The 16,542-nt window shown below is 52.4% G+C and carries 12 protein-coding genes; 10 read left to right on the forward strand and 2 right to left on the reverse strand.

What is annotated here, in order from left to right:
- Window positions 1-65 precede the first annotated feature (65 nt).
- The 3 genes from aceE (at window position 66) to lpdA (ending at window position 6,287) form a co-directional block, all read left to right on the forward strand.
- On the forward strand, window positions 66-2,729 hold the full coding sequence (aceE, locus tag CKQ54_RS07060) for a pyruvate dehydrogenase (acetyl-transferring), homodimeric type (protein ID WP_112286924.1): 2,664 nt from the start codon (window positions 66-68) through the stop codon (window positions 2,727-2,729).
- Between the two features lie 13 nt (window positions 2,730-2,742).
- Window positions 2,743-4,650 (forward strand): pyruvate dehydrogenase complex dihydrolipoyllysine-residue acetyltransferase, encoded by a 1,908-nt coding sequence (gene aceF, locus CKQ54_RS07065; protein WP_120161909.1) that lies wholly within the window; start codon window positions 2,743-2,745, stop codon window positions 4,648-4,650.
- A gap of 212 nt (window positions 4,651-4,862) precedes the next feature.
- Window positions 4,863-6,287, forward strand: coding sequence for a dihydrolipoyl dehydrogenase (gene lpdA, locus CKQ54_RS07070; RefSeq protein WP_165353190.1), 1,425 nt, complete (start codon window positions 4,863-4,865; stop codon window positions 6,285-6,287).
- Window positions 6,288-6,342: 55 nt separating this feature from the next.
- Here the strand turns inward: lpdA and CKQ54_RS07075 are convergent, their stop codons facing one another.
- Window positions 6,343-7,455: an ROK family transcriptional regulator gene (locus CKQ54_RS07075; protein ID WP_120161908.1), complete on the reverse strand. Its 1,113-nt coding sequence runs from the start codon at window positions 7,453-7,455 to the stop codon at window positions 6,343-6,345.
- A 22-nt stretch (window positions 7,456-7,477) separates the two neighbouring features.
- The gene (locus tag CKQ54_RS07080; protein ID WP_120161907.1) at window positions 7,478-8,308 is read right to left on the reverse strand and encodes a glycerophosphodiester phosphodiesterase; all 831 of its coding nucleotides are present in this window, start codon (window positions 8,306-8,308) and stop codon (window positions 7,478-7,480) included.
- Window positions 8,309-8,535: 227 nt separating this feature from the next.
- On the opposite strand from CKQ54_RS07080, the gene CKQ54_RS07085 reads away from it, so the two are divergent.
- The 7 genes from CKQ54_RS07085 to CKQ54_RS07115 all read left to right on the forward strand — a co-directional run bounded on the left by CKQ54_RS07085 (window position 8,536) and on the right by CKQ54_RS07115 (window position 16,539).
- Window positions 8,536-9,627 carry an ABC transporter ATP-binding protein gene (locus CKQ54_RS07085; protein WP_120161906.1) on the forward strand — a complete coding sequence of 364 codons (1,092 nt, stop codon included), beginning with the start codon at window positions 8,536-8,538 and terminating at the stop codon, window positions 9,625-9,627.
- Window positions 9,611-10,477: an ABC transporter permease gene (locus tag CKQ54_RS07090; protein ID WP_120161905.1), complete on the forward strand. Its 867-nt coding sequence runs from the start codon at window positions 9,611-9,613 to the stop codon at window positions 10,475-10,477. Before CKQ54_RS07085 ends, CKQ54_RS07090 begins: the two co-directional genes overlap by 17 nt.
- Window positions 10,474-11,310 (forward strand): ABC transporter permease, encoded by an 837-nt coding sequence (locus CKQ54_RS07095; RefSeq protein WP_120161904.1) that lies wholly within the window; start codon window positions 10,474-10,476, stop codon window positions 11,308-11,310. The genes CKQ54_RS07090 and CKQ54_RS07095 overlap by 4 nt, the downstream gene beginning before the upstream one ends.
- Window positions 11,311-11,367: 57 nt before the next feature.
- Window positions 11,368-12,423 carry an extracellular solute-binding protein gene (locus CKQ54_RS07100; protein ID WP_425272804.1) on the forward strand — a complete coding sequence of 352 codons (1,056 nt, stop codon included), beginning with the start codon at window positions 11,368-11,370 and terminating at the stop codon, window positions 12,421-12,423.
- A 259-nt stretch (window positions 12,424-12,682) separates the two neighbouring features.
- On the forward strand, window positions 12,683-13,207 hold the full coding sequence (locus CKQ54_RS07105) for a fimbrial protein (RefSeq protein ID WP_120161902.1): 525 nt from the start codon (window positions 12,683-12,685) through the stop codon (window positions 13,205-13,207).
- Between the two features lie 168 nt (window positions 13,208-13,375).
- Window positions 13,376-14,017, forward strand: coding sequence for a fimbrial biogenesis chaperone (locus tag CKQ54_RS07110; RefSeq protein ID WP_341868541.1), 642 nt, complete (start codon window positions 13,376-13,378; stop codon window positions 14,015-14,017).
- An 8-nt stretch (window positions 14,018-14,025) separates the two neighbouring features.
- The gene (locus CKQ54_RS07115; protein WP_120161900.1) at window positions 14,026-16,539 is read left to right on the forward strand and encodes a fimbria/pilus outer membrane usher protein; all 2,514 of its coding nucleotides are present in this window, start codon (window positions 14,026-14,028) and stop codon (window positions 16,537-16,539) included.
- The last annotated feature ends 3 nt before the right edge of the window (window positions 16,540-16,542 follow it).

Here is a 16,542-nt window from a genome sequence, read left to right on the forward strand (position 1 = left end):
AAAAGAGCGCAGGAAGACAGGCTCCAGATAAACCAACGTATTAGATACAGATAAGGAAAAGCACCATGTCAGAACGTGTAAATAATGACGTGGATCCGATCGAAACTCGCGACTGGCTACAAGCGATCGAATCGGTCATCCGTGAAGAAGGTGTTGAGCGTGCACAGTTCCTGATCGACCAGGTTCTCAGTGAAGCGCGTAAGGGCGGCGTGAGCGTCGCTGCTGGTGCAGCCAGCCGTAACTACGTCAATACCATCGCTGTTGAAGACGAACCTGAATACCCGGGTAACCTGGAGCTGGAACGTAACATTCGTACCGCTATCCGCTGGAACGCCATCATGACCGTTCTGCGTGCGTCCAAGAAAGACCTGGAACTCGGCGGCCACATGGCGTCCTTCCAGTCTTCAGCGACCGTGTACGAAGTGTGCTTCAACCACTTCTTCCGTGCGCGCAACGAGAAAGACGGCGGCGATCTGGTGTACTTCCAGGGCCACATCTCTCCGGGCGTGTATGCGCGTGCTTTCCTTGAAGGCCGCCTGACTGAAGACCAGATGAACAATTTCCGTCAGGAAGTTCACGGTAAAGGTCTGTCGTCTTATCCGCACCCTAAACTGATGCCTGAATTCTGGCAGTTCCCGACCGTATCCATGGGTCTGGGCCCGATCGGTGCAATCTACCAGGCTAAGTTCTTGAAATATCTGGAACACCGTGGCCTGAAAGACACGTCCGCACAGCGCGTTTACGCGTTCCTGGGCGACGGTGAAATGGACGAACCAGAATCCAAAGGTGCGATCACCATCGCGACCCGTGAGAAACTGGACAACCTGTGCTTCATCATCAACTGTAACCTGCAGCGTCTTGATGGCCCTGTCACCGGTAACGGAAAAATCATCAACGAACTGGACGGCATCTTTGCAGGCGCTGGCTGGAACGTGATCAAAGTCATCTGGGGCAACCGTTGGGATGAACTGCTGCGTAAAGACACCAGCGGTAAACTGATCCAGCTGATGAACGAAACCGTGGATGGCGACTACCAGACCTTCAAGTCCCGTGACGGCAAATACGTTCGTGAGCACTTCTTCGGCAAATACCCTGAAACCGCTGCGCTGGTCAAAGATATGACCGACGACGAAATCTGGGCGCTGAACCGTGGTGGTCATGATCCGAAGAAAGTCTTCGCTGCACTGAACAAAGCACAGAACACCAAAGGCCAGCCGACCGTTATCCTTGCGCATACCATTAAAGGTTATGGCATGGGCGACGCTGCCGAAGGTAAAAACATTGCTCACCAGGTGAAGAAAATGAACATGGATGGCGTTCGCTATATCCGTGATCGCTTCAGCGTGCCAGTTACCGATGAAAATCTGGAAAAACTGCCGTACATCACTCTGGAAAAAGACTCTGCAGAATACAAATACCTGCATGAGCGTCGTGCCGCGCTGAAAGGCTACCTGCCGACTCGTCTGCCAAACTTCACTCAGAAGCTGGAAATGCCGAAACTGGAAGACTTCTCACAACTGCTGGAAGAGCAGAAGAAAGAGATCTCTACCACTATCGCTTTCGTCCGTGCCCTGAACGTGATGCTGAAAAACGACTCCATTAAAGACCGTCTGGTCCCGATCATCGCCGACGAAGCGCGTACATTCGGTATGGAAGGTCTGTTCCGTCAGATTGGTATTTACAGCCCGAACGGCCAGCAGTACACCCCGCAGGACCGTGAGCAGGTTGCTTACTATAAAGAAGACGAGAAAGGTCAGATCCTGCAGGAAGGTATTAACGAACTGGGCGCCGCGTCTTCATGGCTGGCCGCAGCGACGTCTTACAGCACCAACGATCTGCCAATGATCCCGTTCTACATCTACTACTCCATGTTCGGTTTCCAGCGTATCGGCGACCTGTGCTGGGCAGCGGGTGACCAGCAGGCGCGTGGCTTCCTGATCGGCGGGACTTCTGGTCGTACTACCCTGAACGGTGAAGGTCTGCAACACGAAGATGGTCACAGCCATATTCAGTCTCTGACTATCCCTAACTGTATTTCTTACGACCCGTCTTACGCTTACGAAGTCGCTGTCATCATGCATGACGGTCTGGTGCGTATGTACGGTGAAGCGCAGGAAAACATTTATTACTACATCACTACGCTGAACGAAAACTACCACATGCCAGCCATGCCGGAAGGCGCGGAAGAAGGCATCCGTAAGGGTATCTACAAGCTGGATACGCTGGAAGGCAGCAAAGGTAAAGTGCAGCTTCTGGGCTCCGGTTCTATTCTGCGTCACGTACGTGAAGCGGCTGAGATCCTGTCCAAAGACTACGGTGTGGGTTCTGACGTTTATAGCGTTACTTCCTTCACTGAACTGGCCCGTGACGGTCAGGACTGTGAGCGCTGGAACATGCTGCACCCGACTGAAACCCCACGCGTTCCGTACATCGCCCAGGTGATGAGCGACGCGCCAGCAGTTGCGTCCACCGACTATATGAAACTGTTTGCTGAACAGGTTCGTACTTACGTTCCGGCCAGCGATTATCGCGTACTGGGTACTGACGGCTTCGGTCGTTCAGACAGCCGCGAAAACCTGCGTCACCACTTCGAAGTGGATGCGTCCTACGTTGTGGTTGCTGCGCTGGGTGAATTGGCTAAACGCGGTGAAATCGAAACGTCTGTAGTGGCTGAAGCCATTAAGAAATTCGATATCAACCCAGAAAAAGTTAACCCGCGTCTGGCATAAGAGGTAAAGACAGATGGCTATTGAAATTAACGTACCGGACATCGGTGCAGATGCAGTGGAAGTCACCGAAATTATGGTGAAGGTGGGCGATAAGGTTGAAGTTGAACAATCGCTGATCACCGTTGAAGGCGACAAAGCTTCTATGGAAGTGCCTTCTCCACAAGCTGGCGTGGTCAAAGAAATTAAAGTTGCGGTCGGCGATACCGTCGAAACCGGCAAACTGATCATGATCTTTGAAGCCGCTGACGGTGCTGCTGATGCAGCACCTGCGAAACAGGAAGCCAAAGCAGAAGCTAATGTTCAAGAGAGCGCTGCTGCTGCCCCTGCTTCCAGCGAAAGCAAAGAAGTGAACGTACCAGACATCGGTGGCGACGAAGTTGAAGTCACTGAAATCATGGTTAAAGTAGGCGACACCGTGACAGCTGAACAATCGCTGATCACCGTAGAAGGCGACAAAGCCTCTATGGAAGTCCCTGCGCCGTTCGCGGGTAAAGTGAAAGAAATCAAAATCGCTGCGGGCGACAAAGTCAGCACCGGTTCTCTGATCATGGTCTTCGAAGTGGCAGGTTCTGGTGCAGCCGCACCAGCCGCAGCATCAGAAACCCAATCAGACGCGGCACCTGCTGCACCGGCTCAGTCCGGCAGCAAAGAAGTGAACGTGCCTGATATCGGTGGCGACGAAGTTGAAGTCACTGAAATCATGGTTAAAGTTGGCGACAAAATCAGTGCAGAACAGTCACTGATCACCGTTGAAGGCGACAAAGCCTCAATGGAAGTCCCGGCACCGTTCGCGGGTACCGTAAAAGAAATCAAAATCGCTGCGGGCGACAAAGTCAGCACCGGCTCTCTGATCATGGTCTTCGAAGTAGAAGGCGCTGCGCCTGCTGCTCCGGCGGCTAAGAAAGAAGAAGCGGCTGCTCCTGCGAAACAGGAACAGAAAGCGGCGGCTCCGGCTGCAGCTAAAGCTGAAAGCAAAGGCGAATTCGCTGAGAACGACGCTTACGTTCACGCCACGCCGGTTATCCGTCGTCTGGCCCGTGAGTTCGGCGTTAACCTGGCGAAAGTGAAAGGGACTGGCCGTAAAGGTCGTATCCTGCGCGAAGACGTTCAGACTTATGTGAAAGATGCGGTCAAACGTGCTGAAGCCGCGCCGGCAGCAGCAACGGGTGGCGGTCTGCCAGGCATGCTGCCTTGGCCGAAAGTTGACTTCAGCAAGTTCGGTGAGATTGAAGAAGTCGAACTGGGCCGTATCCAGAAAATTTCTGGTGCGAACCTGAGCCGTAACTGGGTGATGATCCCGCACGTTACGCACTTCGACAAAACCGATATCACTGAGCTGGAAGCGTTCCGTAAACAGCAGAACGATGAAGCCGCTAAACGCAAACTGGACGTGAAATTCACTCCAGTGGTCTTCATCATGAAAGCCGTTGCCGCTGCCCTTGAGCAGATGCCACGCTTCAACAGTTCCCTGTCCGAAGATGGTCAGAAACTGACGCTGAAAAAATACATCAACATCGGTGTGGCGGTTGATACGCCAAACGGTCTGGTTGTTCCGGTCTTCAAAGACGTGAACAAGAAAGGCATCGCCGAGTTGTCCCGTGAGCTGATGGCTATCTCCAAGAAAGCCCGTGACGGTAAGCTGACTGCTGGCGAAATGCAGGGCGGTTGCTTCACTATCTCCAGCCTCGGTGGTATCGGGACGACCCACTTCGCGCCAATCGTCAACGCGCCGGAAGTGGCTATCCTCGGTGTTTCCAAGTCTGCTATCGAGCCAGTCTGGAACGGTAAAGAGTTCACACCGCGTCTGATGATGCCAATGTCGCTCTCCTTCGACCACCGTGTTATTGACGGTGCCGATGGTGCGCGCTTCATCACCATCATCAACAACGTGTTGTCTGACATTCGCCGTCTGGTGATGTAAGTGAAAAGCCGGCCAATCGGCCGGCTTTTTTCTGATAATCTCTTCATGCTGTTTGGGATTTTCGGGCGCTAAGCACAAATCGTATGCCGTTTGTTGTTTCAAATTTGTTAACAATTTTGTAAACTGCGGGCGGATAGAACGACCCGGTGGATGATGGGCGTTGCGACATAAAAATGACGTCAGACCCGCCGGACATAAATTAAGAGGTCATGATGAGTACTGAAATTAAAACTCAGGTCGTGGTACTTGGGGCTGGCCCTGCGGGCTATTCTGCTGCTTTCCGTTGCGCTGATTTAGGTCTTGAAACCGTACTGGTTGAGCGTTATTCCACTCTCGGTGGCGTGTGCCTGAACGTAGGTTGTATCCCTTCAAAAGCTCTGCTGCACGTCGCGAAAGTGATCTCTGAAGCAAAAGCACTGGCAGAACACGGTATTGTTTTCGGTGAGCCGAAAACTGACATCGACAAAGTGCGTGTCTGGAAAGAAAAAGTCATCAACCAGCTGACCGGTGGTCTGGCAGGTATGGCGAAAGGCCGTAAAGTCAAAGTCGTGAACGGCTTGGGCAAATTTACTGGCGCAAATACTCTGGTTGTTGAAGGCGAAAACGGTCCTACGACCATCACTTTCGACAATGCCATCATTGCGGCGGGTTCCCGTCCAATCAAACTGCCATTCATTCCACATGATGACCCGCGTGTATGGGATTCTACCGATGCGCTGGAACTGAAAACCGTCCCTGAGCGTCTGCTCGTGATGGGTGGCGGCATCATCGGTCTGGAAATGGGCACCGTTTACCACGCGCTGGGTTCGCAGATTGACGTGGTAGAAATGTTCGATCAGGTGATTCCTGCGGCTGATAAAGACGTGGTGAAAGTCTTCACCAAGAAAATCAGCAAGCAATTCAACCTGATGCTGGAAACCAAAGTGACCGCGGTAGAAGCCAAAGAAGACGGCATCTACGTTACAATGGAAGGCAAGAAAGCCCCTGCAGAACCACAGCGTTACGACGCCGTGCTGGTGGCTATCGGCCGTGTTCCTAACGGTAAACTGCTGGAAGCGGGCGCCGCAGGCATTGAAGTTGACGACCGTGGCTTCATTCACGTCGACAAACAAATGCGCACCAACGTGCCACACATCTTTGCCATCGGCGACATCGTCGGTCAGCCAATGCTGGCGCACAAAGGTGTTCACGAAGGCCACGTGGCTGCCGAAGTTATCTCTGGCAAGAAACACTACTTCGATCCGAAAGTCATTCCATCCATTGCCTACACTGAGCCAGAAGTTGCCTGGGTTGGTCTGACTGAGAAAGAAGCGAAAGAAAAAGGCATCAGCTACGAAACCGCCACCTTCCCGTGGGCCGCTTCAGGCCGTGCTATCGCTTCCGACTGTGCAGACGGTATGACCAAACTGATCTTCGACAAAGAATCTCACCGTGTTATCGGTGGTGCGATTGTCGGTACCAACGGCGGCGAGCTGCTGGGTGAAATCGGTCTGGCAATCGAAATGGGTTGTGATGCAGAAGATATCGCGCTGACCATCCATGCTCACCCGACTCTGCATGAGTCCGTGGGTCTGGCAGCAGAAATCTACGAAGGCAGCATTACCGACCTGCCAAACCCGAAAGCGAAGAAAAAATAATTTTCTCCTTTGCTGATAAACGCCTCTCCGGAGGCGTTTTTTTTTGCCCGGCGGATTATGCCTGATTAATCACCTGATACAACGGGATCATCGCCGCGCCCCACGAGGCGCTTTCGGCACCCATCGGGGAGTTCACCAGCCGCACTTTCGGGCGGTCTGGATCAAGCCTGGCATCAAGTCTTAGCGTTAAAACCTCTGCCAGCCTTTCGGTGATGGTTTTCGGCATGGCCCCACCTAAAATAATCAATTGTGGATCCAGCCATTGCAGACATCCCATGATGCTCTGCTCGACCTGATCGCAACAGCGTGAAAACCAGGATTCCAGCAAGGGGTGCTGTTCTGCGGTGAGTGCCGGTAGTTGCGCTTCGCTTAGCCCTGCCTGAGTGAGCGTCGCGACCAGGTCTTTATAGGATGGACGCGGTTTATCACCGGGAAATGCCATACCGGCTTCACCGGCATTCAAAAACCCGCCGCGCAGGAGTTTGCCATCGGCGATAATCCCGGCACCAATCCCGTAACCAAGATCGATAAACGTTATGTCACGATAGGAATTCCACGTACCTGAATACAGCTCGCCAATCGCCGAGGCATTGGCGTTGTTTTCAACCCATGTCGGCCACGGCAAATTGTCCTCAAACGCCTGTTGCAGGTCGACATCGCGCCAGCTTGAAAGCCAGGCCACACAGTGGCGCTTTTTGCCATCGGGCTTTAGAAAACCCGGCACGGCATAACCCATGCCGAGGATGCGCGCATGTTGAAGCTGGCGTTTTTTTAACGTCTGCTCCACCAGATTTTTAATCTGTTTTAGTGTGGTGGCGAGTGGCTGATTTTCCTGATGAGGCTCAGAAATACTGAACAGTTTGCGGCCACTGAGATCGACCAGCGTCATGTCGATAAAGCCAGGGCTGAAAGCCAGCCCGACCGCACACGCGCCGCCAGGATTAAGCCGCAGGGGCAGCGACGGTTGTCCGCGCTGTCCCATATTGCGTTCGCCTTCGATAACCAGACCCGAAAATAAAAGCTCCCGGCATTGTTGGGTGATTGCCCCCGCGGTGAGGTTTGAATAGCGCGCCAGTTCGGCGCGTGTTACCGGTGCATGGCGACGAATCAGCTCCAGCAGCAAACGTTGGGTAGGACGCAGTTCCAGATGGTCAGGTTTTACATTCATAATATGGCTATCATTTTTGTTATCAGGCCCAGCGCAGTCCCGCTTCTTCAATCAGCGCCTGCAGGTACGGAAGATCATCATGGCTGAGCATATCGATCAGACCTTCACGCAGCCAGCCCATGATCTCGGGGCGACTATCATACCCGAATTTGTGCTGGTACTGCTCCAGTGGCGTCATGCCATTTTTCACTTCATGCAGGTACATGCGTACCCCCAGTCCCGCCTGTTTATAGGCGCGAAGATCGTCAACATGGGCGAACTCATATTCAAAACAGACACAACTGGCGTGGGAATGTTGCACGGCGGCCAGTTGACTGTTGTAACGCTCCAGCGTCACGACCTGCAATGCTAAATCTGGGATCAGGGCTTTGACGCGGTTAATCAACACATGATTAAACCCAAGCAACTGAATATGTGACAGCGCCTCTGGCATTGACTGCAACAAGGCAACCAGATGATGCACAAATTCGTCATGTCGGCGACGTTGCTTCACTTCCACGATCAGGCCCATGCCATTCTCTGCCGCCCAACGCAGAATATCCTGCAATAAAGGGATCGGCGTGCCAGCAAATTGCGCATGGTACTTAACGCCGAAATCAAATTGCTGTAACTGCGCGAGCGTCATTTGCTCGACAAAACCGGTGCCGGTCGACACGCGATCAATGCGGTGATCGTGTGTGACCACCAGATGATTATCTGCGGTCAGATGAATATCTAACTCAATGCAATGCGTCCCTGCTTTTTTTGCTCCGATAAACGCGGGCAGAGTGTTTTCCGGATAACGGCTGGAGTATCCGCGGTGACTGTTTGCCAGCACGATGCCCTGTGCGGCCTGATGAAAGTTAAACGCCATGGTTGTTCCTCATGTGATTCCAAAGTTTGAATATTAAATTTACTATATAAACTTAATTAGAGAAGTGAAATTTATATCCCGGCAATGTTTTCATGTTAATTATTTGATGTTTATTGGTTTTATTTTCGCTCTTAGTGTTGTTTTTGGTTTTGAGGATCTTTGTTACATAAATTTTATATTTAGTGTGTAAATTTAATCGACGAGTTTTAACAGAGGATTTGTACACTATGTCGACACTTTCACTGGAACAGGTCACAAAGCAATTTGGCGCGTTTTACGCTGCCCGCGAGATCTCCTTTACCGCCGAAGAAGGTGAATTTGTCACCCTGCTTGGCCCGAGCGGATGTGGTAAAACCACGTTACTTAAAATGATCGGCGGGTTTCATCAGCCTGACAGCGGACGCATTCTGATTAACGGGCAATCCGTTAATAATTTGCCGCCGGAAAAGCGCAACACCGCAATGTGTTTTCAGTCGTACGCGTTGTTTCCGCACCTGAATGTGGCGCACAACATCTGTTTTGGTTTGAAGCAAAAACGCTTACCTGTTGCCGAGCAGCAACTGCGTCTGGCGGAGGTGTTGAAGCAGGTTGGCTTGCAGGATCAGCACCTGAAAATGCCGGTGCAACTTTCTGGCGGGCAACAGCAGCGGGTGGCGCTGGCCAGAGCGATGGTTACGCGCCCGGATGTGGTGCTGTTTGACGAGCCGCTGTCCAATCTGGATGCGAAACTGCGTGAAAGTGTGCGTTTTGAAATCAAAGAGTTACAGCGGCAATATCAACTCACGTCCATTTATGTCACCCATGATCAGGCCGAAGCGTTGACCATGTCCGATAAGATCGTGGTGCTCAATGCGGGCAATGTGGAGCAAATAGGGCCACCAGAAGAGATTTATTACCGTCCTGCTAACCGTTTCGTCGCCGATTTTATTGGTGCGGCCAATATTGATATCGCCCACATCACGCCTGCGGAACAGCCTGGTTTTTATCGGGTTCGCTGCCAGTTAGGTGAGTTTTACGTACGTTCTCCGCGTCCCCCGCTTGCTGAGCATTGCTATATCTGCTGGCGGCCTGAAGATGCGCGCTTTGTGCCACAGCCACAAACCGGCGATAACCATTTCTTCCTCACGCTGCGCAAAATGGCGTTTATGGGCAACCTGACCGAAGCATGGGGCGATAACGATGACGGTAAATTGTCGGTACGTCTGCAACTGATCAAAAAACCGCAGGCCGAAAGCGGGGCGCGGGTTTGCTTCCGTTTACCCGAGGACGCGATTCACTTCCTCGAGCCGGTAGCGGAGGGGCATGATGAAATGGCGTAATGAGCTGACTGCCTGGCTGCTGATGATCAGTGGACTAGGCACTATTGTGTTGCTGATGGGATCGACCTTTTACGTGGTGCTGGTACAAAGCATCGGCTATTTCAATCTTTCCGGCGACAGCCAGTTTTCGCTCGAATACTGGCAAAGCGTATTACAAGATCCGGTGCTGCACAGCGCGCTGTTCTATTCGGTTAAAGTCTCAATATTGGGGGCTTTTGGTGCGGTGCTGCTCTCTTACCCGCTGGCGTTGTGGCTCCGTCAGCCGCTGGTAGCGAAAGAAGGTATTGTTGCTGTGCTGCGTGCGCCGATGTTTATTCCCGGCCTCGTGGCGGCATTTCTTTTCATCAATATCATTGCTTATCACGGCGTGATCAATGAGCTATTGCTGGCGCTGGGCGTTATTGATCAACCGCTGCGTATGCAGAACGATGACTTTGGCTGGGGCGTCGTTATCTTACAAATCTGGAAGAATCTGCCGTTCGCGCTGATTCTGGTTGGTGGCTCAGTTAACGCAATCCGTACCGACATATTAGACGCGGCGAGTAACCTGGGTGCCAGCCGATGGCGCTGTTTTCGGGACGTTATTTTTCCCCTGACGCTACCCGCAGTGCAAGTGTCCCTGACCCTTATTTTTATCGGTGCGCTGGGCGACTTTGCTTTCTTCTCTGTCGCTGGCCCGCGCAATACCTACTCACTGGCTCGCCTGATGCAGGCCACAGCCATGGAATACGGGGAATGGAATAACTCTGCGGTTATTGCCGTGATTATCATGCTGACGGCAGCATTGGGCACCTTGCTTATCGCCGTCCTCCTGACACCCCTCGCCACCCGCAAAGGAGAGGTCAAATGAACCGAACGGCGAATGGACGCCTGATCGTCAGGATTTCACTGTTGTTTTTTGTTCTGGTCAATCTGGTCTGGCTTGGACTGCCATTTTCAATGGCTATCTTATGGTCGCTGGTTGACCCGCAACACCCGTGGAGCTATCCGGACTTATTTCCGCAAGTGTTGTCGATTAACCGCTGGATACAGGTGTGGCAGCAAACTTCGCTGTCAGAAGCCCTCTTTAACAGCTACACCATTGCGCCCGCCGTGGCGATGCTGAGTTTACTGCTGTCGTTACCGACCGCTTATGCGTTTGGGCGCATGACTTTTCGTGGCAAAGCCGTTGCGGAAATGCTCACGCTGATCCCACTGGTTATGCCAGGTATGATCATCGGGATTTTCTTCAGTGCCATGCTGATGAATCTGAATATCAGCAACCCGTTTATCAGCATCGTGTTAGGGCACACTGTGCTGACGCTGCCTTACTCGATCCGCATTATGTCCGCAGGGTTTAAAGCGGTGCCGCAGGATTTAATTGATGCCAGTCGCGATCTCGGTGCCAGCTATTGGGGAACGTTCTGCAATGCTTTTTTACCGATGCTCAAGCCCAGTTTCCTGGCCGCGTTGATTTTTTGTCTGGTGCGTAGTTTAGAAGAGTTCAGCATTTCATACGTCCTGGGCGCGCCAGATTTTATTACCGTGCCGACCATTCTTTATTCTTTCCTCGGCTATTCCTTTGTGCGCCCGGATGCGGCGGTAGTCTCAATGATCCTTGTGATCCCGAATGTAGTCCTGATGGTCATTATTGAGAAGCTGTTGAAAGGGAATTATCTGTCACAGTCAACCGGCAAGGCGTAATCCTTGATGAGGGAGTCATTTATCATGAAAACAGGCACGGTTTTACTTCTCGGTGGCATGTTATTGAGCGGGGTAGCGACCGCCACGCCACTGGCGCAACAAGATTGGGATCTTGTCGTCGCACAGGCCAAAAAAGAAGGCTCAGTGACATTTAACGTCTGGTATTTACAACCGCAATGGCGCAGTTTCGTGGCTGATTTTGAGAAACAGTACGCAATTAAAGTGCGTATTCCGGAAGGGTCGATCGATGGCAACATGAATAAACTGCTGGCGGAAGCACGCCGTGAAAAAGGCAAAATGGACGTGGTGGCTTTGTCGGTGGCGCAGTTACCGATCATCCGTAAAGCAAATGCCCTGGTGCAGGTAGCCTGGCTGCCAGGCTTCAAAGATGCAGTGCATCAGTTGCAAAGTGTGGATACCGAAGGATATGCGGTTGCCTTTTGGGGCAACCAAACCGGTATGGCTTACGATCCGCAACAGATGGGCAATCAACCTTTGCCGCAATCACTCGATGATTTACAACACTTTATCGATGCGAATCCGAAGAAGTTTGGTTACAACGATCCAAATAACGGCGGAGCAGGCGAAGCCTTTATTCAGCGCGTAGTCACCCTCTCCTCAGGCACTTTTGATGCCGATGCTACGCAAGTCGATCCTGCCATTATTAAAAACTGGAAAAAGGGTTGGGAATGGTTTGTCGGTAATAAAGAAAAAATCACCCAGACCGCATCGGGTGCAGATAGCCTGACCCGTCTGAATGATGGCGAATTATTGCTGGTGCCCGCCAGGGAAGATCATCTGGCGGGTTTGCAAAAATCCGGGGCGATTACCGGCCGCCTGAAATTTTATATTCCGGCTTTTGGTATGCCGGGAGGGGGCAATATTGCGGCTATTGCCGCAAACAGCACACATCCTGCGGCGTCGGCGGTGTTTCTGAACTGGTTAACGAAAGCTGAAACCCAGCGGGCGCTGAATGTCGCTTTTGGCGCGGTGCCGATGAACAAACAAGTGAAAACAGACGTGGTGCAACCAGACGTTGCCACGCAGTTTTACGGCAAGGAATACAGCATGCAGCTCAGAAAAGAGTTTGTGCGCCAGGTTTCTATGCAATAAGTCGTCCATGTCTGAACCGGAAATTTTTCCATTTCCGGTTTTTTGCCTTTTTCCTCTATAGCACACTCCACCCCCGTTCTCATTTATCTCATTACATCCTCATTCATTTATTTTCTTTCTCTTAATATTATCGATAAAATAATGTGAGGGGGATGTGATTACCTCAAATGTACCTGCTTGTTTAAAGTGGATGTATATCGCCAGCTTTGATAAATGAATCTGGTGGAATTTATTCAATTTTAATCTCAGGTATTATTTCATGAACAAGCGTAATTCTTTTATTTTACTTCTCGGTAGTGTGCTGTGTTTCAGTCATACCGTCGTACATGCAGCTGATGGCACCATTAATTTCATCGGACAAATCGTTGCCACGACATGTGATGTGAATGGCGGAAGTAATGCATCCATTAATGTGGATTTAGGCACTGTCGCCGCGACCTCATTTACGGCAGCCGGTGATACTTCTTCGCCGACCGCGTTTACGATTTCACTCACCAACTGCCCGGCAACTTTCACGGCTGCTGCGGTCAAATTCGACGGTACCGCTGATGCTGTGGATAACCAGCTACTGGAAGTGACCGGTGGCGCAACCGGCGTAGGCATTGAAATTGCGGATAATCAGGGGACACCCATTCCTCTTTATACGGCCTCACGTTTTTATCCCATTGATGCAACCTCTGAAGGGGTGGATATGAACTTTATCGCCCGCTACAGAAGTACCGGGGCAACTGTAGGCGAAGGTGCGGCAAACGGGACCTCACAGTTCACCATTAATTATCAATAATAAGAATCAAAAATAATCTCTTTAAACTGGCAAGGATGCCAGAGATTCAGACGCGGATGTCTTTTATTTTTATTGACGGAAGTATGAGAGGAATATATGCGGCGTCTTTTTATTATTTTATCAGGGATGTTATTCATTCTCTTTTCTGTTCCCACGGTTTATGCGGGTGTGATTACAGAAGCCACACGGGTGATATATCAGGGCAATAAAAAAGAAGCCTCACTTACCGTCAGTAATCAGGGAGCACAAGCAGAGCCTTTTCTGATCCAGTCATGGGTAGATAATAACGGTCCTGACGGGACGCAAAAGTCCTCCGTCCCCGCACCTTTTGTCGTAACCCCCCCTCTATTACGGCTGAATGCCGGGGAAGATAACAGTCTGCGGATTATCCGCACGGGCGGCCTGCTGCCTGAAGATCGCGAATCCCTGTTCTGGCTAAATATCAAATCTATCCCCCGTCTGCCTGAAAACGCCCCCGCCGGTTTATTGCAAATTGTGGTGAAGACGCGCCTGAAGCTTTTTTACCGGCCGGCAGCGTTGCTCACACCCGCAGGGCAAAGCGCCTGGCGGCAGTTGCAGTTCTCCCGTCAGGGCTCAGACCTGCGGGTGACCAATCCGACACCTTATTACTTCACCTTTTTCAGGCTGAACCTCGGCAGCAATCATGTGGCGACAGGCAACACAATGGTTCCGCCTTTTGGGGAAGCCCGCTATCCCTGGCCTCAGGGGGCGGTTGCTGGTGAGGTCAGCTGGCAGGTCGTCAATGATTATGGCGGTGCCAGTTCAGTGGAAAAAAACCGGCTGCGCTGAGGCATGTTATGAATAAAAATCATGTCGTTACGCATCTTTCATCCTTCACTTTGCGGTCATGGCTTTTGGCCGGGATTGTTTTGGGAACCTCTGAAACACGCGCGGATGACCGCTTCAACGTGCAGGCGCTGGAAATTGAACACCCTGGCGCGCCGGTGGATTTATCGCAATTTTCCCGGGCAGGCGGGCAGACCCCCGGTGTCTACCGTGTGGATGTGCTGGTGAACAATGTGCCGAAAGGGCGGCAGGATGTGACTTTTATTGCCCAGCATGACCAGACGCTTTCCCCACTTTTTACCCCGACGCAGTGGCAAAATCTGGGGCTCAGAACCCGCAGCATTCCGGCATTACGTGACTGGCCCGCACAAAAGCCGGTTGAGGATTTCACGCCGCTGATGCCCGGAGTGGTGAGCCAGTTTGACTTTTCGCGTCAGAAGCTGCTGATCACCATCCCTCAGGGATTGCTCGACACGCTGGCAAGGGGCGCGGTCAGTCCTGAGTTATGGGATGAGGGAACGCCAGCCTTGCTGCTTAATTACAACCTCAGTGGTGCCCGTACCTGGCAAAATTCAGGCGGCAGCGATCAGAGCCAGTTTCTGAGCCTGAGAAGCGGTGCCAACTGGGGCGGCTGGCGGCTGCGCAACTACAGCACATGGCGTTACAGCCGCAACATTGACGGTCAGTCGCAGCAGGACTGGGACTCGGCCTACAGTTTTCTCCAGCGTGATGTGCCGGTGCTTAAAGGGCAATTTATCGCCGGAGAAAGCACCACACCTGCGGATATCTTTGACAGCTTTTCGTTTCGCGGCGTACAGCTCTCCTCGGATGACAACATGTTGCCGGACAGCCTTCGCGGCTTCGCGCCGGTGATCCGCGGCATTGCCAGAAGCAACGCGCAGGTGACGATCAGGCAAAACGGCATGGTGATCTACCAGACCTATGTACCGCCCGGCGCTTTCAGCATTAACGATTTATACCCGACTTCAGCCTCCGGAGATCTGGATGTGACGGTCAGGGAAAGTAATGGCGAAGAGCGACATTTTACCCAGGCATTTTCCGCTATCCCGATCATGCAGCGCGAAGGCCGGTTGAAATACGCCATGACGCTGGGGAAATACCGTACTTATCAGTCCGGGGGAGACGAGCCTGAATTTCTTCAGGGGTCACTGATTTACGGACTGGGTTATGGCGTGACCCTGTTTGGCGGCAGTCAGCTGGCGCAGAACTATAAAGCGGCGAATGCCGGTGTCGGTACTATGGTCGGGGATTTTGGATCCCTGTCGTTTGATACCACGCTGGCCAACAGCGAGCTGACTGACAGTCAGCGGGAAAAGGGCGTGGCGTACCGGCTGCAATATGCCAAAAGCGTTGCCGCGACAGGCTCCACGCTGTCGCTGGCCGGGATCCGATTTGCCGGGGATTTTTATCATTTCAGTGATGCCAGTAACTGGCGTCAGGACGAAAGCAACGGGACTTACTATGGTCAGCCACGGGAACAGTATCGTCTTAACCTGACCCAGATGATTAACAACGGGCAGTGGGGATCACTTTCCCTTTCCTGGTACCAGCAAAACTACCGACAGTCGCAAATTAACCAGCGCAGTCTCGGGATCAGTTACAACGTTAATATTGCCAGTATCGATTACGCCTTATCGGTAACGGATAACCGGACTTACGGTACTGAAAGCGATAAACAGATCGCGTTTAATGTCAGTATTCCTCTGGCGCGCTGGCTGCCTAACGCCTGGGCCACGGCTAACATAAACAGCGCGAGCCATGGGCGGACGCTTTATCAGACCGGCATCAACGGCATGCTGCTTGAGGATAACAACCTCTCTTATGCCGTCAGTGAAGGCTATGGCACTCACGGGCAGGGAAACAGCGGCAGCGCCAGCCTGAATTATCTCGGCAGCGCCGCTCAGCTCAGCGGGGGCTACAACTACAATCAGGACACGCATCAGGTCAATTACGGCTGGCAGGGCGCGATTGTGGGTCATCCCTTCGGCGTCACTTTCGCGCAGCCTCTTGCCAGCGATCTCTCCGCCATTGCCATTGTCCGCGCGCCGGGGGCGGCGGGAGTGAAATTGCAAAATAACACCGGCGTGTATACCGACTGGCGCGGCTATGCCGTGGTGAATTACCTCAGTCCTTATAAGCGAACCCGCGTGGCGCTGGACACCACATCACTGGATGAGAACGTTGATATTGACGACAACATCCTTTCGGTTGTTCCCACTGCCGGTGCTGTCGTTATGGCCTCTTTTACTACGCGCTCAGGCAACCGGTTATTACTCAATCTGACCTATCACGGGCAGCCTGTACCTTTCGGTGCAGAAGCCTTTGTGGTGGGCGATAAGCAGAACCGCGCCATTGTCGGAGACATCGGGCAACTTTATCTCAGCGGCTTGCCGGAGGAGGGCGCAGTCCGTGTGACGTGGCAAGGGGGACAGTGCGAAGCACCGTTTACATTATCCGGTACACAGAAAGCGGCGGTCTCACAGGCCACCAGCGTATGTCGATGAGGC

It is taken from the genome of Rahnella variigena, from assembly GCF_003610915.1.
Lineage (GTDB): Bacteria > Pseudomonadota > Gammaproteobacteria > Enterobacterales > Enterobacteriaceae > Rahnella > Rahnella variigena.